At 48.1% G+C, this 26665-nt stretch carries 25 protein-coding genes and 1 other annotated feature; of the genes, 4 read left to right on the forward strand and 21 right to left on the reverse strand.

What is annotated here, in order from left to right:
* Positions 1-53 precede the first annotated feature (53 nt).
* Positions 54-647: a DJ-1/PfpI family protein gene (locus tag ABEW73_RS20015; protein WP_430172323.1), complete on the reverse strand. Its 594-nt coding sequence runs from the start codon at positions 645-647 to the stop codon at positions 54-56.
* 271 nt (positions 648-918) lie between these two features.
* On the opposite strand from ABEW73_RS20015, the gene ABEW73_RS20020 reads away from it, so the two are divergent.
* A complete protein-coding gene (locus tag ABEW73_RS20020; RefSeq protein WP_430172325.1) occupies positions 919-1431 on the forward strand; it encodes a DUF3231 family protein in 513 nt (170 codons plus the stop codon).
* Positions 1432-1752: 321 nt separating this feature from the next.
* On the opposite strand, the gene ABEW73_RS20025 is transcribed toward ABEW73_RS20020, so the two are convergent.
* Entirely contained in the window at positions 1753-2721 is a 969-nt protein-coding gene (locus tag ABEW73_RS20025; protein WP_430172327.1) for a DMT family transporter, read from the reverse strand.
* Positions 2722-2843: 122 nt separating this feature from the next.
* Between ABEW73_RS20025 and ABEW73_RS20030 the strand changes: the two genes are divergently transcribed.
* Positions 2844-4238: a PLP-dependent aminotransferase family protein gene (locus tag ABEW73_RS20030; RefSeq protein WP_430172329.1), complete on the forward strand. Its 1395-nt coding sequence runs from the start codon at positions 2844-2846 to the stop codon at positions 4236-4238.
* A 106-nt stretch (positions 4239-4344) separates the two neighbouring features.
* Here ABEW73_RS20030 and ABEW73_RS20035 read toward each other — a convergent pair whose 3' ends face one another.
* The 14 genes from ABEW73_RS20035 to ABEW73_RS20100 all read right to left on the reverse strand — a co-directional run bounded on the left by ABEW73_RS20035 (position 4345) and on the right by ABEW73_RS20100 (position 18224).
* A complete protein-coding gene (locus tag ABEW73_RS20035) occupies positions 4345-5004 on the reverse strand; it encodes an FMN-dependent NADH-azoreductase (RefSeq protein ID WP_430172331.1) in 660 nt (219 codons plus the stop codon).
* A 241-nt stretch (positions 5005-5245) separates the two neighbouring features.
* A complete protein-coding gene (gene hisC / locus ABEW73_RS20040; RefSeq protein WP_430172332.1) occupies positions 5246-6373 on the reverse strand; it encodes a histidinol-phosphate transaminase in 1128 nt (375 codons plus the stop codon).
* A 215-nt stretch (positions 6374-6588) separates the two neighbouring features.
* The gene (locus ABEW73_RS20045) at positions 6589-8193 is read right to left on the reverse strand and encodes an alkaline phosphatase family protein (RefSeq protein WP_430172379.1); all 1605 of its coding nucleotides are present in this window, start codon (positions 8191-8193) and stop codon (positions 6589-6591) included.
* Positions 8194-8308: 115 nt separating this feature from the next.
* Positions 8309-9532: an MFS transporter gene (locus tag ABEW73_RS20050; RefSeq protein ID WP_430172381.1), complete on the reverse strand. Its 1224-nt coding sequence runs from the start codon at positions 9530-9532 to the stop codon at positions 8309-8311.
* Positions 9533-9555: 23 nt separating this feature from the next.
* Positions 9556-9969, reverse strand: coding sequence for a hypothetical protein (locus ABEW73_RS20055; protein ID WP_430172334.1), 414 nt, complete (start codon positions 9967-9969; stop codon positions 9556-9558).
* A gap of 112 nt (positions 9970-10081) precedes the next feature.
* Positions 10082-12589 carry a WG repeat-containing protein gene (locus tag ABEW73_RS20060; protein WP_430172335.1) on the reverse strand — a complete coding sequence of 836 codons (2508 nt, stop codon included), beginning with the start codon at positions 12587-12589 and terminating at the stop codon, positions 10082-10084.
* 176 nt (positions 12590-12765) lie between these two features.
* Positions 12766-13227 carry a DUF2269 family protein gene (locus ABEW73_RS20065; protein WP_430172337.1) on the reverse strand — a complete coding sequence of 154 codons (462 nt, stop codon included), beginning with the start codon at positions 13225-13227 and terminating at the stop codon, positions 12766-12768.
* Positions 13224-13850, reverse strand: coding sequence for a TetR/AcrR family transcriptional regulator (locus tag ABEW73_RS20070; protein WP_430172339.1), 627 nt, complete (start codon positions 13848-13850; stop codon positions 13224-13226). The genes ABEW73_RS20065 and ABEW73_RS20070 overlap by 4 nt, the downstream gene beginning before the upstream one ends.
* 30 nt (positions 13851-13880) lie before the next feature.
* Positions 13881-14333 (reverse strand): DoxX family protein, encoded by a 453-nt coding sequence (locus ABEW73_RS20075; protein ID WP_430172341.1) that lies wholly within the window; start codon positions 14331-14333, stop codon positions 13881-13883.
* A 188-nt stretch (positions 14334-14521) separates the two neighbouring features.
* On the reverse strand, positions 14522-15769 hold the full coding sequence (locus ABEW73_RS20080; RefSeq protein ID WP_430172343.1) for an MDR family MFS transporter: 1248 nt from the start codon (positions 15767-15769) through the stop codon (positions 14522-14524).
* Between the two features lie 340 nt (positions 15770-16109).
* Positions 16110-16514 (reverse strand): NUDIX hydrolase, encoded by a 405-nt coding sequence (locus ABEW73_RS20085; RefSeq protein ID WP_430172345.1) that lies wholly within the window; start codon positions 16512-16514, stop codon positions 16110-16112.
* A gap of 33 nt (positions 16515-16547) precedes the next feature.
* The gene (locus tag ABEW73_RS20090; RefSeq protein WP_430172347.1) at positions 16548-17006 is read right to left on the reverse strand and encodes a DMT family transporter; all 459 of its coding nucleotides are present in this window, start codon (positions 17004-17006) and stop codon (positions 16548-16550) included.
* 39 nt (positions 17007-17045) lie between these two features.
* Positions 17046-17747: a Crp/Fnr family transcriptional regulator gene (locus ABEW73_RS20095; RefSeq protein ID WP_430172349.1), complete on the reverse strand. Its 702-nt coding sequence runs from the start codon at positions 17745-17747 to the stop codon at positions 17046-17048.
* Between the two features lie 51 nt (positions 17748-17798).
* Positions 17799-18224 (reverse strand): DMT family transporter, encoded by a 426-nt coding sequence (locus tag ABEW73_RS20100; protein ID WP_071224242.1) that lies wholly within the window; start codon positions 18222-18224, stop codon positions 17799-17801.
* Positions 18225-18581: 357 nt separating this feature from the next.
* Here ABEW73_RS20100 and ABEW73_RS20105 point away from each other — a divergent pair, with 357 nt between their 5' ends.
* Entirely contained in the window at positions 18582-19445 is an 864-nt protein-coding gene (locus ABEW73_RS20105) for a pentapeptide repeat-containing protein (protein ID WP_430172351.1), read from the forward strand.
* On the opposite strand, the gene ABEW73_RS20110 is transcribed toward ABEW73_RS20105, so the two are convergent.
* The 5 genes from ABEW73_RS20110 to ABEW73_RS20130 form a co-directional block, all read right to left on the reverse strand.
* Entirely contained in the window at positions 19442-19612 is a 171-nt protein-coding gene (locus ABEW73_RS20110; RefSeq protein WP_430172353.1) for a hypothetical protein, read from the reverse strand. The genes ABEW73_RS20105 and ABEW73_RS20110 overlap by 4 nt on opposite strands.
* Positions 19588-21276 carry a glutamine--tRNA ligase/YqeY domain fusion protein gene (locus ABEW73_RS20115; protein WP_430172355.1) on the reverse strand — a complete coding sequence of 563 codons (1689 nt, stop codon included), beginning with the start codon at positions 21274-21276 and terminating at the stop codon, positions 19588-19590. Before ABEW73_RS20115 ends, ABEW73_RS20110 begins: the two co-directional genes overlap by 25 nt.
* 78 nt (positions 21277-21354) lie before the next feature.
* Positions 21355-21612: a binding site (T-box leader), on the reverse strand.
* Between the two features lie 85 nt (positions 21613-21697).
* On the reverse strand, positions 21698-22186 hold the full coding sequence (infC, locus tag ABEW73_RS20120; RefSeq protein ID WP_430172357.1) for a translation initiation factor IF-3: 489 nt from the start codon (positions 22184-22186) through the stop codon (positions 21698-21700).
* Positions 22187-22224: 38 nt separating this feature from the next.
* On the reverse strand, positions 22225-22989 hold the full coding sequence (locus tag ABEW73_RS20125) for a metallophosphoesterase family protein (protein WP_430172359.1): 765 nt from the start codon (positions 22987-22989) through the stop codon (positions 22225-22227).
* Positions 22990-23226: 237 nt separating this feature from the next.
* Positions 23227-23670: a GNAT family N-acetyltransferase gene (locus ABEW73_RS20130; RefSeq protein ID WP_430172361.1), complete on the reverse strand. Its 444-nt coding sequence runs from the start codon at positions 23668-23670 to the stop codon at positions 23227-23229.
* Between the two features lie 275 nt (positions 23671-23945).
* On the opposite strand from ABEW73_RS20130, the gene ABEW73_RS20135 reads away from it, so the two are divergent.
* Positions 23946-25892, forward strand: a complete 1947-nt coding sequence (locus tag ABEW73_RS20135; RefSeq protein WP_430172363.1) for a GTP-binding protein — start codon at positions 23946-23948, stop codon at positions 25890-25892.
* Positions 25893-26665 lie beyond the last annotated feature (773 nt).

Below are 26665 nucleotides of genomic sequence, written 5' to 3' on the forward strand. Positions count from 1 at the left end.
AGCTCTGTCTTCTTTCGAACAGGCTTACTGCTTAAAATCCATTTAGTCTTCAATCATGATTTGCTTGTAAATCCCATAAGCTCTTTCACATGCAGGGTATTTTCCCAGGATGTCAGCTTTTCCAGCAAAGTGAAAGCCACATCAAAAGCCGTTGCCGGGTTACATGAAGTGATCAAGTTCCCATCAACAACGATCTGTTCTTCCACGACATGGGCACCGAATTCCCGCAGCTGCGATTTTCTAATGCTGGTTGGGTGATCATAAGTCGTGGCTTTACGTCCCTCCAGCAAGCCGGCTTTGCCAAGCGTAAGGGCTGCAACGCAAATTGTAGCAATCCACTTGCCTTGCGCATGAAATTCCTGAATGATCCTGGAGAACCTGGAGTCATATGCATCGTTATAAAAGCCCGCTTCCTCGAACCCGCCAGGAATCGCCAGAGCATCGTAATCCTCCACCTTAACCGAGTCCAGCGTGACCTCAGGAATGACGGTAAAGTTCCATGTGCATTTCAACCTGTCATGCAGTCCCGCAGTCACAACCTGAGTGGTCCCGTCACCCTCCAGCTTGTTCCACCCCAGTACATCGGTAAATACACTCGCTTCCACAGCTTCAAATCCATCCGCCAACAGCAAAAGCACTTTCTTCATAAGCCAACCTCCCCCGTCCTTGTCGCACTATATGATCTTAAGAGATATCCCGATCTATCGGATTGTGTTCTATCTTAATCTATACTTCTCTCTAAATTCAACTGAAAAACAAATGAATAACAAAAAGAAGCAGCCCGATGACTGCCTCTTTTTGTTCAATAACCAACCTGCATAATTGAATGAATGTATTCTGCTTACTTCGAAAGAATTAAATAACAATCTCCTGTCCATAATAACTCTGTTTGAATAAATATTAAAGGAGCGAATAAGATTGGGAATTTTAAGCGGCAATCCTAAAAACGAACCCATGCATTATGGAGAAATATTTAGCGTATGGACAGCATCCACGTTGGCAAAAGGCATGGTGTCCTGCTACGAGGCTTATTTGAATCATGCAGGCGATAAAGACCTCAAAAAAATCCTCCATGATCTGTTGGATCAAGCTAAGCTTGAGATTAAAGAATGTGATGAATTGCTTACCGACAACGGAATCACCCCTGCACCGGCACTTCCCGAAAGACCTTCCGTCAAACTGGAGGATATTCCGGCGGGTGCAAGGTTCACAGATCCGGAAATTGCGGTCAAAATCGCTGCTGATACATCGCTCGGACTGGTAGCATGCAGTCAAATCATGGGACAATCCATCCGAGAAGATATTGGAGCGTTATTCGCTAAATATCATCTCACCATGACTGCGCTAGGTGTACGTATCCTTCAGATGAACAAGGAAAAAGGCTGGCTCATTCCGCCGCCGCTTCAAATCAAGAGACCTGAAGGAGAATAGTATAATCAAGCAAAAAAACACTCTGATCTGATGAAGCTCAGGGTGTTTTTGCTGTTCTGTTCTATTCATATATTAAAATTCTATCGCTTCAAAATTTTCGTTTTCGATCTGTCTATTACCATACGACCCCCTCATGAATAGAATGTAAGTTCTTCTGCCTTGATATTCTTACTCGTTAGCGCCGTGAATACAGCCCGCAACAAGCGATCGCTTAGCCGCTCAGACAGTTGGCATCTTAATCTGCTCAGACGATAACCCTTTTTCTATACAACAAAAGAGGCCAGCTTGGATGCTGCTTCTTTTTTGTTTCTAACTCATTCTTTAATTGATTCCATGTTCCGGCGGGGGCTGTTGGGGGAGCGGGTTAATGGCTGCCTGATGCCAGCCGATGAGAAACATGCCTAGAATAACTAGGATGCCGCCGCACCATTGCTCCCATACTGCGGATTCTTTTAATACGAGGACCGATAATAACAAAGCCGTGAAAGGCATCATACCAGAAAAAGCGGCAGCTGTGGATACATGGCAGCGCTTGATACCGGCATACCACAGCATGAAGGCCAAGGCCGTTACGATCGGTCCGTACCAAACAAGCGCAAGCCATTCCTGCAATCCTATTGCTGCCAGTGAAGCCAGCGGTTTCTCGAAACATGCGGGTATCAGGCATAACATCAAGGCGATCACCGAGACCAGCGTCGTCTGTACCATAGGATGAATGGCTTTGTTTTGTGAAGCCGTTTGCTGCATCGAACCGATGCGGGACAGCAGGTTAAAGCCGGATTCACTCCATGCTGCACAGAGCACAAGCAGGTTACCGTACAGATGTTGTACCTCGAATGCATGGCCCGGCGTGAGTATTCCTTGTATGATCATAATGCCTGCCACTGTGCTAAGAATGCCTGCCAGCTTCATGCCGTTCATCGATTCTTTCAGGAACCCAAATGCCAGCATGACAGTAAAGGCCGGTGTTGCGCCTGTTAGAATTCCTGCTTCTGCCGTGCTGGTATGAAGAAGGCCATGCAGCAACAGCGTCCGAAACAGAAACATCCCAAGTAACGCCTGAAAGAACAGAAGCCTCCACTCCCGAAATGTTAATTGTCGAACCGTCCTCGCCAGCTCCTTCCTACATAGAGGAAGCATACATAGCAAAGCCAATAACAAGCTGGCTGCCGTGATCGTAAACGTCCCTAATTTTCCGTTCAAAAACCATGCCGTGATGACCGAAGTCCCTGCAAGCGTGAACGCCCCGCATAAATAAAGCATCCCTTTCCATCGTTCCAATAAGATCACATCCTCCAGATATCGCAGATCGATAGCGACAGAATCTATGCTACAATCATAGGAGATAGACTGGTATGGTTACAGATCCAGTTAAACATGAAATGATACAGACCAGTTGGAGGACGAGCCTCATGTGGGGAATCATGCTGCACCGAAACAGCGAAGTATCGCTTAAACGGCAAATTTATTTAGCTCTAAGGGAACGGATTGTTCAAGGAAGCTTGCAGCCAGGAGAAGCCATGCCCTCATCCCGTCAATTGGCGTTAGAACTCAAGGTATCTCGTAACACGGTCAATGAAGCGTTTGACATGTTGAACGTCGAAGGCTACATCGTTAGCCGACAAGGGGCTCCGACACGGGTTGCGAAAGGCATTGTACTGGATAACCTGGCTGAGGTAGATCCGCCGCCGCGAAAAATAGCCCCTCCTGATTTTGCAGTGGATTTCCGGACAGGACAGCCTGAACTCCGGCTATTTCCGCGTTACGTATGGCAGCAAATTTCAATGAAAACGCTCAGCGATATGAGCCCCACTCTGCTAGGTTATACAGGTCCTCAGGGCCTGCCCTCACTTCGTGACGAAATTTCAATGTGGCTTTATCGCAGCAAAGGCCTCATGGTTGATGCTCAAGATATATTCATAACGGCAGGTGCGACACATGCACTGAATATCCTTGCGGACTTGCTCTATGAGGAAAATCAGGAAATATGGTTTGAAGATCCGTGCAACATCGAGATGCTGCAGACGTTTATAAACAAAGGGTATCGAATTCATCATGTCCCCGTGGATGAGCACGGGATTCAGACCGAGCACTTGAACGACAAGCCTGGATGTCCCGTGTACGTGACACCCTCTCACCAATTTCCGCTTGGAGGCATTCTGCCAGCCGACCGGCGCGCTACGCTCATCCGTTACGCCAGAAAAAACGGCAGCTATATCATCGAGGACGATTATGATAGCGAGTACAGGTATAGCGGGGATTCGGTCGCACCTTTATATGCCATGGATTCCGAGAGGATCATTTATGTTGGCACCTTCAGCAAAGTTCTGTTCCCAGCCCTTCGGATCGGGTACGCGATTGTGCCCCGTAAGCTTCAACAGCGCTGGGGGCATCTGCGTACCCATACCGATGTGCAGAATCCCCCTTTTGAGCAAGCTGCCTTAGCCGAGTTGTTACACACCCGGAAATTTGACAGGCATATCGGGAAAATGCGCAAGATCTACGGCGAACGGAGACAGGTCCTGTTATCTTCGCTACATGCTTTTTTCGGAGATACTTGGCGTTCTTGGGGAGATGCAGCCGGACTGCATCTGGCTGTTGAATTTCCCGGGGCGATCTTTGACGAGGCTTTCAGGCAGAAAGCCCGGCAGGATCGGATACGCATCACGCCGCTGGACTACCATTGTATTCAAAAAGGGATCCATGCAAATAAGCTATTGTTCGGTTACGGTCACCTGGAGCCTGCTGAAATCCGCGGTGGGATCTCCTTGCTGCATGCTTATTTGAGGAATCAAGGGTACGTATGACAACTTCAAAATCCCTTCAAACTTCCATCCAAACAGTGAAGGCTGCCATCAGGCAGCCTTTTAATGCTTAAGTCACCGTTCTATTCTCTTCTCCATGCATCCATTCCTATTTAATGTTTATTGTTGTCTCCGTGCTCGCCAGACGTTTCGCAGCTTCTTCGGCTTCCTGAAAGGCCTGTGCGAGGATTTGATTTCGATCCAGGATTGCATTTCCCTGTGCGCGGATGATCTGATAATCCATTACCCCCATAAAGTTAAACATGGACTTAAGGTATTTATGGGAATATTCCACCTCCGCATACCAGTCCTGATTCGTGTAAATGGCGTCACTTGCCTGAATGACCAGCAGACTGCGGCCATCGGTTAGCAAACCTTCCGAACCGTTCTTCGTATATTGAAATGTCTCACGTGCAATGAGGATATTGTCGATATAATCTTTAAGCTTGGAAGGAACGTTGAAATTGTGCATCGGCATGACGATGACATACTTCCGTGCCGCCTTAAACTGCTTCAGAATGGCGGACATGCGGTCCGTTATCCGTTGCTCCTCTTCGTTAAGCGGCTCCCCTCTTCCCTGTTTGCTCCATAGCTCTAGAACCATATGATCGATGGCAGGGATAGAATCACGGTATAAATCGATTTGTTCTATAGCTCCTGCTGGATTCCATTTCGTGTACGCCTCCAAAAAATGATGAAGCACCCGCAAGCTGACCGATGTCGCTGACTCCACCTTCGGATGTGCGTTAATAATGAGCATGTTCTCCATCTGATATCTCTCCTTTTTCGTCTATTTCATAATGTAGACAAACAAGCCGATCCAATTGTGACATCAACTTATGATTTTATGCATAAATCAAAGGCCGCGATGGAAATGATATCCAATAGTTAAAATCCATCAAAAAAAAGGACCGCGCCTGCGGTCCTTATGTATTTTCGCATACCTGCTCTTGCTGCGGGCTTTTACCGGATACCAGCATCCCTTATTAACGCTTTGTACTTACCATAGGTTACTTGGTATGCCCTAAGATTTCGCCCAAAGCATCAAGTAGCGCTTGATTTTCTTCCGGCGTCCCTACCGAAATCCGGATATGCCCTGGGAGTCCCCAACCTTTGGCGGACCTGACGATAATCCCCCGCTCCAGCAGCTTATGATATAGGATCTCCGCATGTTCTCCAAGCTCCGCCAGAATGAAATTGCTCATACTCTCTTGGTAAGGAATCGCTAACCGACTCAGTCCCTCATAGATTTGCTGTCTGCCTTGTTCATTCATCCGGCACGATGCCTGGACGTGCTCCTCATCTCCAAGCGCGGCCGATGCCGCCGCTTGTGCCAGCGCATTGACATTAAAGGGCTCCTTAACCTGAAGCAGTGTGCGGATGATGTCTTCCGAAGCAGCGCCATAGCCAACGCGAATACCCGCAAGTCCGTAGATTTTGGAGAAAGTGTTCAGGGTGATGACCGGATATCCCTTCTTGATGAAATCGATCCCGTCCGAGTAGTCAGAGGCTGTCGCGTAATGACGATATGCCGTATCGATTACAACCAGCACGCGAGTTGGAAGACGGTCCAGAAGCTTTTTCATTTCAAGCTCGGGAATGTAGGTACCTGTTGGATTATTGGGAGTACATAGATACACAATTTTGGTTCGTTCCGTAATCACGGACAATATATCCTCCGCAGAGAAGGCATATGGTTCACGCAGCGGTACCTTGATGACCGTACCGGACATAAGAAAAGCGCCAAACTCATATTCGCTGAATGTCGGATCAGGAACCACGATCTCGTCGCCAGGCTCAAGATAAGCCCGGGAAATCAGCATAATCAGCTCATCACCGCCGTTAGTCACAATGAATTGATTCGCTGTCAACCCCAAGTGCTCGCCAAGCGCTTCCGTGAGTCCCGAAGAACGTTCGTCGGGATAACGGTGCAGATCAGGCAGCTGCTCTTGAATGGCTTGTAATGCCTTGGGCGAAGGACCGAGTGAATTTTCATTGGAAGCCAATTTGATGACGCGATCCAAGCCGTATTCCTGCTGCACTTCCCAGATGGGCTTTCCTGCCGTGTAAGGCTTCAATCGTCCTAATGCCTGCCGCGGCGTTACTTGCAACACTTTATCTTCCCCTGCTTGATTCAATATGTTCTCCCCCCGTTACCGTGTATTTATGTACATTCATCTTCGACACTTCGCTGTAATCAAATCTAAGTTACATTATATTATAACGGTAAAGTTCAAATAAATCGCTACGAAAAAGGCACCTTTTTCCATAACAATCGAAAAAGAGTGCCTAATATCTTGCAAATTTCACAACAATGGCATAGTCATGAACCATGACTAAATTGCCTTGCAAATTATTTTGTCTTCTGTGCGTGATTTGTCAACAGATCAAGTAAATAGGCTTTTAGATCAACCATTCGTAAATACGTAGGCTTTTCGTTAGTTCCAACAATGATCAGCGGGACAAGCGACTCCTTTTGGCGAATCGAGCCGTGGCCCCCGCCCCCCGAATGCGTCGGAGAGCTCCGGTCCGCCAATTCGTATCCCGGTTTAGCCGTCACGACCAAAAATTCTCCTTTATGAGAATTTAGCGAACCGGACAACCTCTCCAGCACATCGGGATACTGTCCGTAATCCAAGGTTCGATGATCGGCATTCAATTTAAGGTCCAGTACCTCGGCATCCTGCTTCACGGTCCACGTTTGTTTATAGCGATCGATCAGGTTACCTTTCGCCTTATATCGGAGTTCCTTCGAAGTGGAGCCTTGAAGGGCATGAATCCATCCTTTTTCTTTCCAAGCAACAAAATCGATGCGGTCATCCTTGCTCAGGATATCCGCCAAACTTCGCAAGGAACGACTGGGCTTGAAATTATATACATAAGCCATCGTCTCATTGACTGCGAGGGCGACCTCGGTCTCCGCTTTCACGTCTTCGCCCGGCTTTAGAACAGAGATGCCTTTCAGCATCGCGGGCATATTAATCTCCGAACGTTGCTTCGCCGGAAGAAGCTGTGTCATTCCGCTGTCCCCAGCGATGACAAAAATCGCTTCGTTGAACGCCTTTTCCGGCGATCCGAAGGCATTTAATAAGGCTTGGAGCTGCTGATCCACTTTTTTGACGCCTTCGAGCTCGGACGGACCCTTTTTATGAAGCTTCTGGTCCAAGTCCGGTAAATAAACATACAAAAAATCCGGCAGCTTGTTGGCTTGAATCAGATAGTTAACGGCTTCGATGGCATACTTATTGTTCAGCCCCATCCGATCGGTGAGATCATCAGGCAGATCCTCCGTACCTTCTAGGGGATTGGACAAGGCGCCCAAGGTTAAAAAATCGGGGCCTTTGACTTTTATTTTTTTCGGCAGAGAGGTCGGACCTTGAATCCAATCGGGGACCGTCAGCGTATGCTCGGTCGGTCCCCGATATATCAAGCCATTAATCGATCCTGATTTCAAGCCAAGACGGGCTAATTCTTCGTAGATTGTACGAGAATTTGGATTTAAATGTTTCCCGTTCAAATGGATTAATGCATCAGTCAGAACCGGATTGATGCCTTGTTTGAGGATTTCCATCGGCCCTGTTCCGTAGTTGATCATCTTTTTATCGTCGGACGAATACCATAGAAGCCCTGGTATGCCATGGCCATTCGGATATTTTCCCGTCAACATCGTGCTGTCAATCGTGACAGACATCGTAGGAAAAGAGCTGACCAGATCCTTGTAGTATTGTCCATGTTCGATCAAATATTGAAAGGTGGGCAGCTGTTTTTGAGAAATGCCCTTATCGATCGCTTGTGCCATTAATGAGTCGACCATCAGAAATATGACTTTCTTATGCGCGGCCCCTTGGTGGGACTTAACCCGCAGCAAATCCTGTTCGGCAGGTTTTTGATGCTGGCATCCCATTACCAAGATCAGTGCAAGGGACAGCATTACGAGGATCATCCTGTTTATCCGCATTTTCACATTCACCACCTTAGTACATTTTATCACTAAAGTGGAAATGTCATTCGAGGGATATTTTGCATATTACGATGATCCATTTATGTTCAAATATGATGTTCGCCAGTTCTAATCAAGCCTCGTTTTTCCTGCTTTGATAAAGGATCCGGTTCACCTTCTCGGAGCTCACTAGCATGATCAGGGCAAACAACAGAATGACGACGGGTAATAAACCTATCGATATTTGAGCCGCAACGATACCAAACAGAGGGGGTAATATCGTGGTGCCGGTATAGGCAACAGCGATCTGATAACCCATGATTCTGGACGATTGAGCTTTGCCGAAGCGGGCCGGTGTTTCATGCAGCAAACAAGGGAATATGGGTGCAAGCCCGAGTCCGATAACAATGAGTCCGATGAGAGAAAGATAGGAATGCAGCGGTAGCAACAACAGGACTGCACCGGCAATGGCCGTCACTTGCCCTGCGCGGATGAGCGTCCGATTATTCAGCCTCAGCGTTACGAATCCTGTAATGAATCGACCGAATGTGATGCCTCCATAATACATGGACACCCATACTGCTGCTGTTTCCGGAGGCAGATCTCTGGTTCCTACGAGAAAGCTAGCTCCCCATAATCCGATGGTCGCTTCCACTCCGCAATAGAACAAAAACGCCAACAGGGTTATCTTTACCCCTCTGATTTGAAGAGGCTTTCCGTGCTTCTGGACAATGGCTTCATCGCTGTTCGTTGATTCATTTCCCGTTTGTTCTTCAATCATGTCTTCGGGCTGCCGATGCTGACTTGCCACGATCCTCCAGAGTGGGAGCGTGAGCAGCAAGATGAAGACCAGAGCGAACTGCAGCATGGATACGGTAAAATATCCGTCTCTCCATGCATCGTAAGTACCCATGGAATAGGACATGATAATCGGCCCTAACGTTGCGCCAACGCCCCAGAAGCAGTGCAGCCAGCTCATATGGTGGGCCTTATAGTGGTTTGCCACATAATGGTTCAATCCAGTATCGACTGCCCCTGCTCCTAAGCCCAGCGGAATCGCCAGCAGAATAAGCCAGAACAGCGATGGCGCATACGCAAAACCGAGCAGCGCACTCGCTGTCAACAAACAGCTGACAAGCGTAACCATACCCGTCCCGAAACGTTCGATCACGCTCCCGCTAATCAAGCTGGATACGATTGTTCCCCCGGTTATAACCATGGATAGCCATCCTGCGGATTCGAAGGCAGCACCGATATCGGGCTGCATGGCCGGCCAGGCGACCCCGAGCAAGGAATCCGGAAGCCCTAAACTGATAAAGGCCAAATATATAATAAGAAGAAAAAATGTTACCACAATGAAAGGTCCTTTCTACGACTTGATCATTCAGACAATGGAATTATATAGGAATTGATCTCCTTAATTTTGGCGATTTTGGCGCTGCTGCTGAACCGGTATACGTTACAAAATGCCAGGCGCTTCCGGTCATCGAATACAAGGATTCCCTCCGCTGCACCGGTGCTGCCATGCGTTATCAGATGATGAATATGCAGTTCGGCTGTCCTGCCATACTTCACCTGACATAACGATTCAATCACTTGATCCTTCCCATGAACGATTCTTTCCCCAACGTAATTCATCTGTATCCCATCCGTGAAATTCTCATTCATAAATTGTGCATCCATGCCAGCCAAAGCGATGTGGAGTTTCTTCAGCAACTCCTTCTTCGGTGCGTTCCCGCAATCCTCCTCGCATGTGATAAGAAAATCTTCTTTGCCTGCAACACCATCTGCCATAACCAAACCTCCTAGTTCCAGCGCCTATGTAAGGGGAGTTTTCAACTATTCTAAACCTTGTTCGGTCATCTGGAAAGATTCGACACGGCTTTCATTTCTAGAAGATGGAAGGTTAGGAATGAAACGCCTTCCAGAACTCACCCTCGGTATCGATGATGTCCTTGATCTGTGCAAAAGGAATCGTGAACGTCGGAAAACCCACTGCATAAGGGGCTATCTCATACGGTGCAAACACCAGATGTAACGCGTCCTCGGTTACATAGAAGGATTGGTTTGCTGCAATTCCCTTGTAGCTGCCCGGAAATACGTACGAATACTGAGGATCCTCTTGAATCTGCTCGCCAACGATGCGGCTGAGTTCCTTCACATAATCACTGCCCGGCTTAAACAAGTCCTTCAATTCATACATCCTGCCGTTCTCCAGATTGATAATGGCATATACTTTCGTTGGCATGCCGTGTGCGGCACCAGAGGGATAGTTATAACCGTTCAACTCCAATTCAAGCAGTTTCTGCTTGTAGAAAATGACGTCAAAATCGCCTGTATACGTATAATCAAGCTGTTGATTCGGAGGAATGAATTTCACCTGTGACATTTCTTTAAGCTTCGTATTCAGCGTGTGCTGAGCGGCTTGATCCCTCATTCCATCGATCTGTGGGTAGTAGACTAAGTAATCCGGATTAGGTTTATACTTTTCTTCCATTACCTTATAGGGTGGCTGCAGCGGAATCACCGTGTTCTGCTTCCATATGACGTAACCCGACCGGTCCAGGTACGAGAGTCGCTGATCGACCAGGGCCTTAATTAGCCCGCCTGGTTCCAGCGTGAGCGAACCGCTGCCATTCACTCGAGGATACCCTGGGGCCGCTCTGCCGGTTCGATTAATAAAATACGTCTGTTTCGCATCATAAACCGAGGCCAATCCGTGTTTGTATTCAGATACTTCCCGATATGCAAAACCAGATAACCTCTTCCCGGCCCAATCTGCAATGGCATAAATCGAACCAATATACGGCTGTTCAGGATCAATTGCACGCCCAAGCGCAAACCGATCTTCTTTCAAATCCCGGATATCGTTATATTCCGGCCGGATTACCCACTCGCCCTGCTTATTAATGACGCCATACTTCGGCTTGTAATCTTCTGCCGTGTTGACGATCGCTCTGTCATGATGAAAAGGAAATGCCGATGTATATGTCGGCGGAATGACGATGTTTCCCTGTTCATCGATATAACCGTATTTTCCAGTGCTATCCTTCTGAAAGGCAAGCAAGCCCTCACCAGGCGGTCCGACGTAGGCGAACGGATAGTTGGCCAATCGGCGGCCATGGAGATCAATGAGCGCGTAAAGATTGTCTTTTATTTTCACAACAGCTTTGCCATCAACAAAATCATTCGCTTCCTCATATTGCGCTGAGATCACCTCTTGGCCCGCGGAATCGAGGTAGCCGTATCGGCTGTTCGCACCATCTCCACTGCCATTATCAGTTACATTATAAACCGCCCTTCCTTCTCTTAGCCCTGCTATATACGGATATCCTCGTCGTGTCAGCACTTCCCCTTGTTCGTTAATCATCTTAAAACCTTGATCATCGATCACGGTCGCTCGATGCTCCGAGAACGGGCTGATGGACTGATATATAGGCTTCACTACGAAACGGTCAGACCTGTCAATGAGGCCATACTTACCGTTCACGCCTACGATCGCAAGACCATTGTCCTGAAAATCCTGTGCATCGTCATACTTCGGTTGAATGACCATGCTTCCGCTGCGATCAATGTATCCCCACTTCGTTCCGTTCGTTGTTTTCACGGATGCCGGAAATAACCCGACAAGCTGCTGCGACTGCCCTCTGCTTGCCAGCATCTCCTTGATCCGCTTCTCAAGTTCAAGCAGCGTGTCACGCGCCGGGTAAGGTTCGGCGAACGTTAGTGCTTTGCGGACCGATACAAGGGCTGCTTCGGGCATCCCGGCCCGATATTGTGCATCCGCCAGGTAATACCAATAATAAGAATAATCCGGATGTTCTAACGTCAGTCTCTCGTAGTACCTTACAACGACCGGAAAATAATAGGGGTATACATCCGGTGCAGTCACGAACGACCCCTGGCTCCACCTGACGACCTCGACTCGATAAGCTTCGCCTGTATCGTGAATCCAAAGCGCGATTTCAGCCTGACCATCCGGGCCTGAAGCACCCGGCATATCCACAATATCGATATAACTGTAATATATATCAGCAGGTGCGATATCTTGAAGGCCCTCTGGCGTCCAGGCGTATATCGACAATTTTGACCAGATGGAACCGTGCTGCCAACCTACGATTAATTGATTCATACCAGGGTTCAACACAGGGGCCGCCGTCAATGAAGTAACCCCATATCCCTGTCCCAAGACGTTGGCAACGACCTCATATCCGCCATTGCGGTAAAGCAGCACAAATAAATAAAGCTCATGATTCAATCGGGACACACCGACAATCTCTGGTATGTGATCTCCCGTGACGTCGGCTGCTATGACTGCGGGATGTTCGACAGGCTTATCGATTCGCACAAGTTCAGCATCGCGTGGCAGATAGGCCATGGCGATTTGGGCCAGCCGCTGATCGTAAACAGACATTTGAGCATCCTCCCTTATTCAGAGCTTTCTCGCCTAATCGTATGCAGACGATGGTCAAATATGCACCTGCAGAGGGGAGGGGGGACTTCTCAATCCTATTCCATTGTTGGATGACCGATAAATCAAAAAAAACGACCTGATCATGGGAGGGAATCAGATCGATCGTTCTCTTCGCTTCAAAATGGTTTACTGACCATGAAATATAAAATAACGACCGGGAGCAGCGTGGCTATCGTCCCGCCTACCGCCCAATACGCCGAAACTCTTTTATAACCTGCCGAAATGACCCCGTCCCTTATGGATTGCATACTATGCCGAATCATCCCTTTTTGCAGCGGAATCAAAAAACCAGCCCACAGGATCCCCGTCATACCAAACAGAATCAAGGAAGCCATCAGCCAGCTCATTCCACCCATTCCATATCCGGCTTGAACAGCCATCACAACGCCTGAAATGATGATCAGCAGCAAACCTGGCAGGGTAAATACCATATCGGCTAACATGACATTCTTGACCGTGTTGTGAATTTCATCCGGATCCCCTTTCAGATCAGCTCTTACTTTCCAGAACGCCGCCGTAATGATATTACCAAGGAATAACACACATCCGGCGATGTGCAGAAACAACCACAGTGTCATAAGCCATCCTTCCCCTCTTTCCGGTGCCCGGGCCGAAGAATATCGATGATGAAATCCGCATACTCCTTCGTGCCGAATACATGACTATTTACGCCGATTAGTCCCCGCATCCGCAGTCCGAACGACAACAGCTCGAATAGCTCAGCCGTCCGTTCCGCATCGATGGATTCCGGTATGACCCCCGCTTCCTGGCCTGTAACAATCCATTTCTTCGAAGTCGCTGTCGCTTCCCTATAGAAACCAGCCACAATGTCGGCGATTTCAGGCTGATCGCTTTTGCCAATAAGGTACATTAAGATCAGGTTGCTTACATCGTCCCGGCTTTCCAGTCTCGACATGCTGTTGGTAATGGCATTCATCGGTCCGTCAAACTGTTTGATGTCCCCTTGCTTGTTCACTTCACTCATGAACTGCTCGTTCTGCTCGGCAAGTTTAGCTCGTAATACGTGCACAAACAGCTCATCCTTACTTGAAACATAATGAAATATGGCCCCTTTCGACAAACCGGAACGCTTCATGATGTCATTAAGGGTGGTTTGGCTGCAGCCTTGCTCCCTTATCAATTCTTCTGTAGCTTCAAGCAGTATTCGCTTGGTTTGCTCTCGCCTTTCTTCCTGCTTCATCTAATAACTCCTCCTTGATTGATAAATTGACTACCCCTGAGGCGGAAGCCAGCCCGCCATGAGAACCGAGGCCAGAAACACGATTTGCAGAACCGTTCTCAGCCCGATTGGAGTGACCGGCTTTCCGCCGAGTGACAAATGGCGATTCGCTGCGTATACATTGGCTGGAAACATGGCTACCAGCATGAGTGCCAGCCCTGCAGATGCCAAGGCTGTGGTAGCCGGAATAAGAATGAGAATAGCGCCCGCAATCTCCAGCACCCCGGTGATGGTAACCAAGAAAGCAGCTTTCGGTATTCCCGGCGGGATCATGGCGATCAGATCGGGTCGTCGTTTTCCCCAGTGGGCAGAAGCTGTTACCAGGAACAGGACCGCAACCGCAAACCTGAGCGAAATGACCCAGTCATTTACATACTCCCAGCCTGCGAAGCCCAGCGTCCGAAACAAAAGAAGCGAAACCAACATGGCGACAAAGGGTATCATCGACCTCACCAACCTTCCGAATTTCGTAGTTTTATTATATATACCGACCATCGGTTTGTAAATTGGAATTTCAAATTTATTCTTTTAATGGCTTCCGGCATGTTCAGTATCTTATTAAAAAAGAGAGCAAGCGTGCGGCTGCGTTACAACCGGGCTTGCTCTCTTTTCTACGCACATATCATTGCCTGTTATACCGCGTCTTTTTCTTCTACATACATTCGAAATAGCAGGATATACAGCGCCACACTGATTAATGCCGATAGCAAGATGATGCTGAATATACCCATAGGCGGCAGCCAAGTGGACAGAAATACCGTCATCGGAGCCAGAAATCTTCCGATCGTAAACTGTAAGCTATCAGCTCCCATATACTGTCCTCTTGCGTGCTCTGGAGCATAACGGCTAATAAAACTTTGCGTCACCGGGGAACGAACCATTTCGCCGAAAGTGAAAATAATGGTTACGAAGAACAAAAACCAGATGTTCGTATTCAGTCCGAGGGCAAAAGTACCTACTCCGGATAACAAGGAAGACAGTACGAATACGTCACGCTCCTTCCAATTCCGAAACCACTTGGTGACCGGGAGAATAAAGAGAACGAACAAGAGACCATTAAGCCCCAGCACCCACCCTAATATCTCCGTGCTCGATAGCCTAAGCGAATGACCGTTCCAGGAGAACAGCGCCTGGGATGGTACATAATCGATCACATATACCGCTAAATACAAATCCAACTGCATGATGGTCACAAGGGCAAAAATCCCCGCCAGTATGTAAACCAGAAACACTTTATCCCGAAAAATGATGCCATATCCCTTCCACTGTTCCTTGAATACCTGAAGAATCGACCCCGTTGCCTTTATGCTTTTCGCAGGCCCTGGCAGGGTTTCATGAACGATGAAGTAAATCGCGATAAAATAGATTAGCAATACGAAAGAACAAGACCACAGAAGCTCTTGCCGATACTGAAAAAAGAAAATGGCTCCAAGTGCCGGACCAAGCACGGCACCCAAGTTGTTCGCCGTCGTAAACGTTGCAAATACTTGCCGCCGTTCTTGAAGCGGAACCAGATCGGCTACCATCGCGGAGCTGGCAGGCCTATAGATGGCTCCCCCGAATCCGATGCCGATAAAAGCGGCATAATCGATCCAGCGCGAAGGCGACAACGCGAACAGCGCAAACATGACCGTCTGCAGCGAGGCGCCAAGCAGCATGATGGGTCGGCGTCCCAGCCGATCGGCTAAAGCACCGCCGAGCAAGCTGCCGATGATACTGAATATCGGAGGAACCGTCATGAGGATTCCAGCGATATGATTGCCTAATGCCGCTCCGAAATAAACCGTTATGAACGGAAAGTACATCCAAAACAGCATATTGAACAGCGCTTCACCCAATAATCGAACCTTTAAATTGTTATCCCATAATCGTATTTGCACAGGACTCCCTCTCTCTATCCGAACAACTCAAGTTATAAAGCTTACAATATAGCACGTTCCCCGGCCGGGTATTACAAACTATAAAACATTTCCCTGGCAAAATATAGACTTATAATGAGCGCTGAGTTATACTAATAATATGAAAGCCGAATATCGACCTTTTCAATTTAGATGACCCACAAAACGAACATTTGTTCCATATATGAAAGACGCTCCCGTGGGAGCGTCTTTTTTTCGGTGCATGATGTATTCAATTATCCTTCCGTTGGACCCGCATGGATATAGAATACGCTCAGCAGGTTGGCAGCCTGAATGCAGGCTGCTTTTCCCGGCCTATGGCTTAATCAGCCAGCTTCTTCAATTCATGCAAATGATCGAAGATCATCTGGCAAACCTCAGAGACCCGCTCCCGATCATTATACGTTAACCAAGCCAATTCTTCGATCTCCGAAGGCGAGCTTAGCTCTCCTTCATACTCCGCTGTGTAACAGGACATCGTTACTCGAACACCCTCCGATTTGCCGTGAGCGCCAGCCCGGAAGCTGCCTGCATTCGCCGCGGTCTCCGGTTTGATCCGAACGGACAGCTCCTCCTTGATTTCCCGCACCAGCGTATCGATATCGGATTCTCCCGGTTCCCGTTTTCCTCCCGGCAGATAATACGTATCCTTGCCTTTGGAACGAGCGCCTAATATGCGTCCGTCTACGATGTGGATCCAAGCGATTTTGTCAATCTCCGTTATCATACGGATTCCTCCCCTCATGTTATAAAATTCATGCTAAGCCGTCTCTTGTTGTTCCCGTTTCCCGCCTAATTTAAATACCAGTATCCCCCCGACAGTGACAAGAACACCGATCAGCTGATTCATGGTAAACGGAACCTTCTCTAAACCTAACCATCCCAAGGAGTCCCACAACAGCGCGAAGCCAAGCTGCGAGGTCATGACAACCGAAATGGCGAATGTGGCACCCAGCAGCCTTGTCGCCTGAACCAGGCAAATCACCACGCCGACCCCAATCAACCCGCTAATCCAGTACCAAGGCTCCATGTTTTGAAGGGTGAACGTCCCCTTTCCTTCTACAACAAGACTCATGCCAAGCGAAGCCACGAAGCCCATGCCTAGCACCAACGTCGTTGTAGACCAGGAGCCTGTTTTCTCATTAACTCTATTATTGAAAATGTTCTGCAAACTAACCAATGAACCTGCGATTAGTGCCAATACCAATCCTGCTAACATGATCCATCTCCTTCGTTCATGTTTCATCATCACCGTGTGTTATTCTTCGTAAATATTGCCTCCGGCTACGCGCGTTAACGCATCCCGGTCTTTAATCAGAATGTACCCCTTGTGACGCTCGATCAGCCCTTCTTGACTGAATTTCAGAATCACCCGGTTTAAATGCCGATAGCTGGTTCCAAGTAAATTCGCGATATCGGTCAGGTTGAACGCGGCCGGATTATTGGTAGCGAACGTATCCGACTCCCCCTCCGAAACGGACAATAAATAGCTGGCCAGTCGTACCTCCACCGGATGCAGCAAATTGAAACTTAAAAAATTGGATTTAATATAAAATTTCCGCGTAATGATCCGCAGCAAGAATTGAAGCAGCGGCGGATGCTCCTGTCCGTATTTGCGAAGCCAGCGATAATGTACGCCGATCATATAGACAGGCGATACGGCCTGTACCGTATTGATCAACGGATTGCCTTGAATGTATTCAATATCTCCGATCACCTCAAGCGGTGTTTTGAAAGATAGCACAAGCGCCTTGCCTTCCGCAGAGGTCGTGAAGATTTTAATCTTCCCTTGAACCAGGATGTACAGCATCTCGGCCGGCTCGCCTTGCGTGCAGACGATGTCGCCCTGATCGTAGTGATACAACACCAGATAAGGCATCAAATCATCGTGAAATACGGACTGGATCTGATTGCTCTGCAAAAAATGCTGCATGAGCTCCGCATTATGAATTTCCTTCACGTCCCTCTCCCCTTTCCCGAGACTCCATCTAATGAACCACTTGCTTCCATATCATAATTTGATAATCACGACACCGGCGATCATCATCCCGATCCCGATGAATTGAGGCAAGCTCATTCTCTTTTTCACCACGCCGAACCATCCGTTGCTATCAATCAGGAACGTTAAGAATAACTGGGCGATCAATAAGGCGGATATCGTTAATGTGACACCGATATTCTGAATCGCTGTCACCTCACTGAATATAATGGGTGCCCCCAAGGCTCCACCGATCAGATACAGCGGCTTCACTTGTCCAAATCCTTGCCTGCTTCCGTCGCGGACGAACAGAAGAATAATGAGTGCCATAATAAATCCGGTCAACTGCGTAACCGTAGCAGCTTGCCAGGTGCCCATATCCTGACTAATCCGGGCATTGGCCACCCCTTGCAGCGTGATGCAGGCACCGCCAATGAATGCAAATAAGATTCCTCTCACGATAATAACTCCTTCTTCTATAGGTCTGTATACTATTAAAAGTGAATTCCCCAAACTCAGGAAAGGACATATGTCCTGAAATGATGTAAATTCCAAATTAAGCGATTGTCCAAAGACACGAATTTCATTATATACTATCGGTTGGCTAAGCATGTAACATACAAAAAGCCGCCGGAATTTCCTTGGCAGCTTAAGGTGAACTATAGCACCCGGGGTTTCTGATTTTAATCCCTTTACAAGGTATAAAACCATTTAAACCAAGATTGCATCTATGACTCTTTGATCATTTTGTTTTAAAATATAACTAGATATCACTTTATTGATGTAACACCGACTGGAAGGAGCTCCTCTAACATTATGCTAGACAAACAAGAACAAGTCCCCGATGAACAGGGAGGATTACAATTACAAGCAGATTGCGAACGCTGCTTTGGATTATGCTGCGTCGCTTTACCCTTCGCCGCCTCCACGGATTTTGCCATGGACAAAGACGGCGGAACCCCTTGCCACCATCTGCAATCCGACTTCCGCTGCGGTGTGCACAGCAGCTTGAGGCAGCGAGGTATGAGAGGCTGCACCGTATACGACTGCTTTGGAGCAGGTCAAATGGTTTCACAGGTTACCTATAACGGACACGACTGGAGGAAGGCTCCTGGGACGGCAAAGGAAATGTTTGACGTATTCCCGATTATGCGACAACTTCACGAGCTGTTATGGTATCTGAACGAAGCCCTTACTTTGCAACCGGCTCAAGACATTCATACCGATCTGAGATTGTCGCTGGAAGAGACGAGACGATTGACTCGGCTTCCTCCCGAATCCCTGTTAGAGCTGGATGTGGCAGCACATCGGGCAGAAGTGAATCAGCTGCTTCTTCGAACCAGTGAACTTGTGCGGGATGATGCGCGCAAGAAGCATAAAGGGCCACCCGTGCGTCAAAAGATCGGGGGGCGCGGTGCTGACCTGATGGGAGCAAAACTTAAAGGCGCAGACCTGAGATACGCCAATCTGAGAGGCGCTTATCTCATTGCCGCGGATCTCAGAGGAGCCGATCTGCGGGCTGCCGATCTGATCGGTGCCGATTTCAGGGATGCAGACCTTAGCGGGGCCAATCTAGCAAACAGCCTCTTCCTTACTCAATTCCAGGTTAACGCAGCAAAAGGAGACGCCAGCACCAAACTGCCTCCATCCTTATCTCGACCGGGACATTGGACGCGTTAACGCTCAATATATAGGAAAAACAGTTGATCATTTACTTTAAGCACCAAAAAGCCGGCAGCTGATTTGCTTCCGGCTTTTTGGTGCTGGCTGAACGGCTTGTATTCAACAACTTTAAGCGCTTTGGGGTTATGGCGGCTGTGCTTTATTTTCGGATCGGCTTCTTCCACGAATCCTTCAAAGGAACAATACGGTTAAACACCAGCCTGCGTTCTGTCGTATACTTGGAATCCACGCAGAAATAACCGTGTCTGATGAATTGGTACGTTCGGTTCATCGTCGCTTCCAGCATGGCAGGCTCCAATATGGCGTTTTCGATTCGAATCAACGATGCGGGATTCATCAGATCCTCCCAGACATTATCCGATTCTGATAACTCGGCTGATTCCTTCAGCAGCTTATCATACAAGTGAAGTTCCGCCGGGATCCCGTGCTTCGCAGACACCCAATGCAGCGTTGCTTTCACCTTCCGTTCATTAAATCCGCTCCCGCTCTTCGTTAATGGATCATACGTGCAGTGGATCTCCATGATTTCCCCCGTTGCTGGAGCTTTCACCACATGTTCGCATTGGATGAAGTAGGCTCCTTTCAAACGCACTTCCTTACCAGGAGATAACCGGTGAAATCCGGGAACGGGCTCCTCCATAAAGTCCTCTCGCTCGATGTACAGCTCTCGTGAAAAAGGAACCTCCCGCTCACCCAACGTTTCGTCACTTTCATGATTCGGTAGGGCAAGCACCTCGGTGCAATCTTCTGAAAGATTCGTGATGATCACCTTCAGCGGCTTCATGACAGCCATCGCGTTATAACACCGTTCCTTCAAGTCTTGACGAATATAATGATCAAGCATGCCCGAATCCACCAAGCTGTTGCCGCGAAACACCCCGATTTCTCCCAGGAAACGCCGGATACCCTCAGGTGTCACGCCTCGCCGCCGTAATCCTTTCAACGTAGGTAATCTGGGATCATCCCATCCGTCGACAAAACCTCCCTCTACCAACTCCCTCAGGTATCGCTTGCTCGTAACGTATCCCGAGATATTCAATCTTCCGAACTCCCGCTGCTTTGGAGGCTCCGTCACTTCCAGCTCCATAAGCACCCATTCATATAACGGTCGATGATCTTTAAACTCGGCTGAGCATAACGAATGGGTAATTCCTTCGATCCAGTCCTGGATCGGATGGGCAAAATCGTACATCGGATACACACACCATGTTGTCCCCGTACGGTAATGCTCTGCATGAAGGATACGATACAGAACCGGATCTCTCAGGTTCATGTTGGGGGAAGACATATCGATTTTGGCTCGGAGTACTTTTTCCGACGGTTGGAATGCCCCTGCGATCATTTGCTCAAATAACGCCAAATTCTCCTCCACGCTGCGCTCTCGAAACGGACTGTTGATGCCGGCTTCGGTCAGCGTTCCCCGGTATTCCGTCATTTGTTCAGGCGTGAGATCACAGACGTAAGCCTTCCCTTTGGCTATGAGTTTCTTGGCCGCTTCAGCGATTTGAAACGCATAATCCGACCCGTAATAAACGTCCGGCTTAAGTCCAAGCCACTCGATATCCTCCTGAATCGCATGCACGTATTTGATATCTTCCTTCAGTGGATTCGTATCGTCGAACCGAAGGTTGAAAGTTCCATGGAACCGGCTGGCGATGGAATGATTGATGTAAATCGCATAGGCGCTGCCGATATGGAGATAACCGTTGGGCTCCGGCGGAAATCGCGTAGCCACCGGCCTGGGGTACACGCTGTTGTCTACATCCTCCTTGATCATCTTGGTCAAAAAATCCACCGTTTCTTCTGCCTTGTTTTTGTTCTCGCTCATACCTGACTCCTCCTTACGTTGATTTTTTCTGACGTAACTCCGTAAAAAACAAAAAAATCCCGTCTCCAAGACATAAGTCTTGGGGACGAGATTGGTTTCGCGATGCCACCCCTATTCGCCGGTATTTCACAATACCAGCCTTATCGGGTACGGCCATCACGCGATCGCTTATACCCTAGCTCTGTAACAGGAGCTCCTGTCGCACCATCCCTTATCCTAAGTTCCGATGCGCCGCTCAGAGGCTTGGTTCAATGAATGGCTTCCAACTCCTTTTCAGCTTACCGGAGCTCTCTGTGGGGATTCCCGTTCATCTACTCTTCTCTTCATGGCGTTTACAATTTGATCCATAGTATCATCTAAATATAAAAAAGTAAACATGGAACTTTACTAAAATAAACACCTGAAAATGCGTTCCGTCAGCTTAGATCGGCAGCAGCTTCACGGTAGCCTGCTTGCCGCTGACCTGAATGCCCGTCTCCTTCTTGCCTGCCTCAGCCAGATCTTGAACGAGTCGCTCCAGCAGCTTGCGAGCGGCTTCGCCCTCCTTGCCTTGAATGCGAATAACGGGCTGAACCGCTTTGCCCGCTTCCAGCAGCTTATGCATTTGCGACAGTTTGGTGTCATAATCATGCTCTTCAATATGTACGGACAAGCGGAATTCCTTTACTTTCATCGGACCGGATGAAGCTTGCTGACCCTTCTTCTCTTTCACGGCCTCCTGCTTCGCCTGTCCCCGACTTACGAGCTTGCAGGGCGGGGGACTGCTAAATAGGGAGGTACACACCAAATCGGCTTTGTGATTTTTCGCCAGCGCAAGCGCCTCATCCCTGGAGACGACTCCCAGATCTTCGCCGTTTAGGCCGGTCAGCTCTACTTCGCGAGCTTTTATCTTTTCATTCATTATTAACATGGATAGATCCTCCTATCGAGAGTATGTATTCGTTCATTTCATTGCGCTTCCTCTACGTTCACATCATTGTGCATGAACCGAACAGAATGTGTTCGGTATTCCTGCTCTTCCGTGATTTCCAGGCAGTTAAGCTGTTTACCGTACACGCACGCTCCATCAATACCAATTTTGTCTCCTTCACGACAGAACCAAATCTGCTCCGAATCATGCAAGTTCATGACCGGCGTATGCCCGAACACTACGGTTTTGTTAAGGCCTGTTGGATACTTATAGAATGGATCGCGAATCCAGATGAAATCATGGTGAGGCTGCAACTTCCAGTCATCCACACCCGGATTGATCCCTGCATGCACGAATATGTGGGTGTCTGTTTCATAATAGAGAGCCAGCGTATCAAGAAAGGACAGATGTTGCTCAAAATGTTTTTTAATAAAGGCTTTACCTTCGTTATATCTGGCAATATCCATTTCACCCTCAAAAAAATCGGCGCCGCAGTAGCTTTCAATTGTATGTCGAGCTCCATTGCGAATCCAGCGTGAGTTCACTTCATCCGTATCAAGCAAAATGGCATCCAGCATCATCTGATCATGATTCCCCCGAAGAGTGATGGCACCTTCATCCCGCAATTCCATCACTTGCTCAATGACTTCCCTGCTTCTTAATCCGCGATCCACATAATCCCCAAGCAAGATCAGCTTGTCCTTATCAGGATTGTACTGCACGTCAGACAATAACTGATTAAACTCATCGTAGCAGCCATGAATGTCGCTAATCGCTAATATTCGAATCGTAGTCCCCTCCATTCCGAGCAACTTTGCTATTTAGGTATAATAGCATATTCTCCTTCATACCAACATGCAATTGAATTCGGAGCTACGCCTTGTGAGGAAACCAAACTTCCTTTCTCTTGGCAAACCTCTGCTTTTGGTAAAAAAACACTCGTGTACAGTCCAAATTCATCCGCCCCATAAAGAATCGAGCTAAAAAGCCATGCGTTCTGCCATAGTAAATGGCTGAATGCACGGCTTTCTATTTATAGCCTATTTTATAAAACGATATTTAGCCATCACGTCTCCCCAGGGGGCGATCCCGGCTTCTTTAAACCCGATTTCGGAATATAGTTTTTCCGCACGCTCATTCTCGGGTTTGTAACATAGCATAACATCGTCCGTTGTATCCGGCGAGGTTCGAATCTCCTCGAGAATCAAACGAATCGCGGGTTTGGCATAATGTAGTCCCTGAAACTTACCGTCGATCATAAACCGGTATATCCAGTAGTTATCATCGTGCGGATGCAGACCATACATTACAAATCCGATCATCTCTTCATCATGGTAGATCGCACGCGTTTCGAAGCCCTCCATGAATTGAGCTTCCGCTATTGAGTATAGATTGGGGGCAATCCACTTCTCCTGTTCAGGTCTCGGTTTAAGTCGGATGCAATCCTCCCAATTGTCCTTATCTATGGCATGAAGTGTTATCAAATGCAAGACTCCTTCATATATGGTGTATGCCTTTATCCTAATCCAATGCCGACCATTTTTCACGGTATTAAATATGTAAATTCAAATATGACGCTGCACGTTGCCAGATAGAGAACAAGATAATGAATGATTATAAGCATTTATTACATATTCCGATTATCTCTCAATAGATAAACTATAAGTAACTTTATTTTTCATGGAGGCGATCTTTATGCGGCAATTGAACATCCAACGGAAAGGACAACTAACAATGAAACGAATGAGGGTTATTATATATGAAGAAAATATTGAATATTGGAGTTTTGGCCCATGTTGATGCCGGTAAAACCACGCTAACGGAGCAAATCCTATTTAGATCCGGAATTATTGATCAAGCGGGCTCCGTTGACCAAGGCAATACCATCACGGATTCGCTGGACATTGAACGGAGACGAGGCATCACGATAAAATCCGCTGCGGTATCGTTCATGCTGGGCGATCTAAAAATCAACTTGATCGATACGCCGGGACATGCCGATTTCATCTCGGAGGTCGAGCATTCACTAAGTGTGCTGGATGGCGTCATTCTGGTCATTTCCGCGGTTGAGGGCGTACAGGCCCAGACGCGGGTGCTCATGCAAACACTGAAAGAACAAGGGATTCCCACCCTTCTATTTATGAACAAGATCGATCGAATGGGCGCGAATTACGAGAAAGTCTCTACCATGATACGGAATCTGCTGGATGAACATATTTGCGAGATGAGCTCTGTAACTCATGAAGGCAGTACAACCGTTCGGGTGGACTTGGCCGATCCCCATAAAGCCGGGTGGGTTGAAATTTTGGCACTAGCCAATGACGATCTGCTGAACGACTATGCCCAAGATATCCCCATATCTCGCGAGCGGCTGCAGCAGGAATTACGCAGGCAAACCCAACAAGGTAAAGTGTACCCCCTATTTACAGGATCAGCAGCCAAAGGGATCGGCATCGAGTCCCTGCTTCATGCGCTTGGTGAATGTTTCCCTGTCATTGACGCCTTGGAGCTTCAGCATGAATCGTTATCCGGCCTGGTGTTCAAAGTCATCAAACTTCCAAATGGGGAACGGAACGTATACCTCCGGCTGTTCGCCGGCAGTATCCAGGCACGAGACGAGATTACGGTGATCACGCAGAACGGAAACACCACCATGCTCAAGGTGAAACACCTACATGCTCTGGATCATGGCAAATCCATTCCGGTAAACCAGATCGATGCCGGAGACATTGCGATTCTCATTACCGATGAACTCAAGGTGGGCGACGTCATCGGTGCTGTTTCCGACAGGATGAAGAGGGTCCACTTTCAGAAGCCGCCGATTCAAGTCCAGGTCTCAGCCAAGAATCCAGCGGAGGAGCATCAACTTCACACGGCCTTAAGCGATCTTACCGAAGAAGATCCGTTCCTGCAATATATCCAGGATGCGAAAACCAAGGAACATATCATCCACGTATTCGGCAAAGTCCAGCAAGAAATTCTGCTGGAAACGATCCAGCAGCAATACGGCATTGAAGCTGTATTTTCAGCACCGCGGGTCATTTGTATCGAGAAACCTGTTGCGACTGGAGAGGCTGTTGAATATATGGGCGAGTGTCCTTTTTATGCAACGGTTGGCTTTCGAGTTGAACCTGGCGAGAAGGGAACCGGACTCCAGTATCGTCTGGAAGTGGAGCTGGGCTCCCTCCCCTTATCCTTTCAGAAAGCGATTAAAGATACCGTGATTGAGGTGCTGCAAGAGGGGCTGTATGGATGGTCCGTGACCGATATCATCGTGACGCTGACGCATACGGGTTACGCAAGTCCGGTTTCGACGGCAAAGGATTTTCGCAGCCTGACCCCGCTCGTCCTCATGGAAGCGCTGAACCAAGCCGGGACGGAGGTATACGAACCCATGAACAATATCCAATTCATCCTGCCGGAAAGCAGCTTAAGCAAAGTTTTATCCAGGTTAGCTGCACTTGAAGGAACGTATCAGGAACCTGAATTCCATAACAACGCCGTTCATCTTCATGGCACGATTCCTGTGCGCACTTCCGACGAGTTGAAATCAGAAGTCCATTCCCTGACAAGCGGTGAAGGCATGCTCTCCGTTAGACCAGGCGGCTACGTGAAGGTGCAGACCACCATCCCTGAGAATATACGGCGACAAGTCAACCCGCTGAATCGCGGTGAATATATGCTTCACTTGAACAAGATTATGTAAGAATGTAGGTGGAAATGCGGCTGATGGAATGTTGGCATGTAATTCTGCGTGTTTCGTGTTAGGCCGGCCATCCAAATAGGATGTAAAGACAGATAGCGGTGTCGAGAGAGGATCTCGCCCGCTATTTTTCTTCTTCTTCCCACACGAAAAAAGCCTGTGCAAGCCCGCTACAAGCGATTACATGCACAGGCTAACCCGAATCAATCCCCGTGCCTTCTCATTCCGGTTCCCTGGCGCAAATAAAGAATAATGGTGACTTCATTCTTCCAGTTGCTTAACGATTAAAGCCTCGATCGCCATCTCGCCATGTCCCCCGCTCCACTCGACGGTATATGGAGCAAATAGAGAATCAGAGCAGCGCGTACCAGCAGATCAAGCTCCCCACGGTTCTGGTCCCCCGCCAATCAATAGCAAAAGCGAGGGAAACGAACCGAACGCCACAGCAAGTGACTAAGCAATCAATGTGAATTGTACTCTCTCGGTTATATAGCCGTACTGAGTAAAACAACCCAAGCACTGTCCTCCCATTGCGAATAATATGAATGCGTAGCGATGATCCATCATGATTCTTTAGGAGGCAAGAGGCCTATGCATGCCATAATCGGGATTCTCTCCATCATGCTGACGATAGGCATTATCCGGCGCAAATCCCGGAGAAAAAAACGATAGGCGAACGCTCTTCGTAGAGGCTGCCTATCGCCGTTTGATATACATTGCAGATGACCGCCGGTCTAATGCTGGCGGCTTTTGTGCATTCATTTGATTCCTGCGCT

This window comes from Paenibacillus lautus, from assembly GCF_050482385.1.
GTDB classification, from domain to species: Bacteria; Bacillota; Bacilli; order Paenibacillales; family Paenibacillaceae; genus Paenibacillus_AQ; species Paenibacillus_AQ lautus_B.

What these genes read in the sequence shown, in the direction of transcription:
- ABEW73_RS20075 (WP_430172341.1), bottom strand. Translation starts at nt 14,333, where the DNA reads ATGATACCCTTTGTCGCCATGTTGGTTTCGCTTCTTTTGTTTCGGACG.
- ABEW73_RS20115 (WP_430172355.1), bottom strand. Translation starts at nt 21,276, where the DNA reads ATGAGCGAGAACAAAAACAAGGCAGAAGAAACGGTGGATTTTTTGACC.
- ABEW73_RS20030 (WP_430172329.1), top strand. Translation starts at nt 2,844, where the DNA reads ATGTGGGGAATCATGCTGCACCGAAACAGCGAAGTATCGCTTAAACGG.
- ABEW73_RS20060 (WP_430172335.1), bottom strand. Translation starts at nt 12,589, where the DNA reads ATGTCTGTTTACGATCAGCGGCTGGCCCAAATCGCCATGGCCTATCTG.
- ABEW73_RS20055 (WP_430172334.1), bottom strand. Translation starts at nt 9,969, where the DNA reads ATGGCAGATGGTGTTGCAGGCAAAGAAGATTTTCTTATCACATGCGAG.
- ABEW73_RS20015 (WP_430172323.1), bottom strand. Translation starts at nt 647, where the DNA reads ATGAAGAAAGTGCTTTTGCTGTTGGCGGATGGATTTGAAGCTGTGGAA.
- ABEW73_RS20065 (WP_430172337.1), bottom strand. Translation starts at nt 13,227, where the DNA reads ATGACACTGTGGTTGTTTCTGCACATCGCCGGATGTGTGTTATTCCTT.
- ABEW73_RS20135 (WP_430172363.1), top strand. Translation starts at nt 23,946, where the DNA reads ATGAAGAAAATATTGAATATTGGAGTTTTGGCCCATGTTGATGCCGGT.
- ABEW73_RS20070 (WP_430172339.1), bottom strand. Translation starts at nt 13,850, where the DNA reads ATGAAGCAGGAAGAAAGGCGAGAGCAAACCAAGCGAATACTGCTTGAA.
- ABEW73_RS20085 (WP_430172345.1), bottom strand. Translation starts at nt 16,514, where the DNA reads ATGATAACGGAGATTGACAAAATCGCTTGGATCCACATCGTAGACGGA.
- ABEW73_RS20035 (WP_430172331.1), bottom strand. Translation starts at nt 5,004, where the DNA reads ATGGAGAACATGCTCATTATTAACGCACATCCGAAGGTGGAGTCAGCG.
- ABEW73_RS20090 (WP_430172347.1), bottom strand. Translation starts at nt 17,006, where the DNA reads ATGTTAGCAGGATTGGTATTGGCACTAATCGCAGGTTCATTGGTTAGT.
- ABEW73_RS20125 (WP_430172359.1), bottom strand. Translation starts at nt 22,989, where the DNA reads ATGGAGGGGACTACGATTCGAATATTAGCGATTAGCGACATTCATGGC.
- ABEW73_RS20105 (WP_430172351.1), top strand. Translation starts at nt 18,582, where the DNA reads ATGCTAGACAAACAAGAACAAGTCCCCGATGAACAGGGAGGATTACAA.
- ABEW73_RS20045 (WP_430172379.1), bottom strand. Translation starts at nt 8,193, where the DNA reads ATGCGGATAAACAGGATGATCCTCGTAATGCTGTCCCTTGCACTGATC.
- infC (WP_430172357.1), bottom strand. Translation starts at nt 22,186, where the DNA reads ATGTTAATAATGAATGAAAAGATAAAAGCTCGCGAAGTAGAGCTGACC.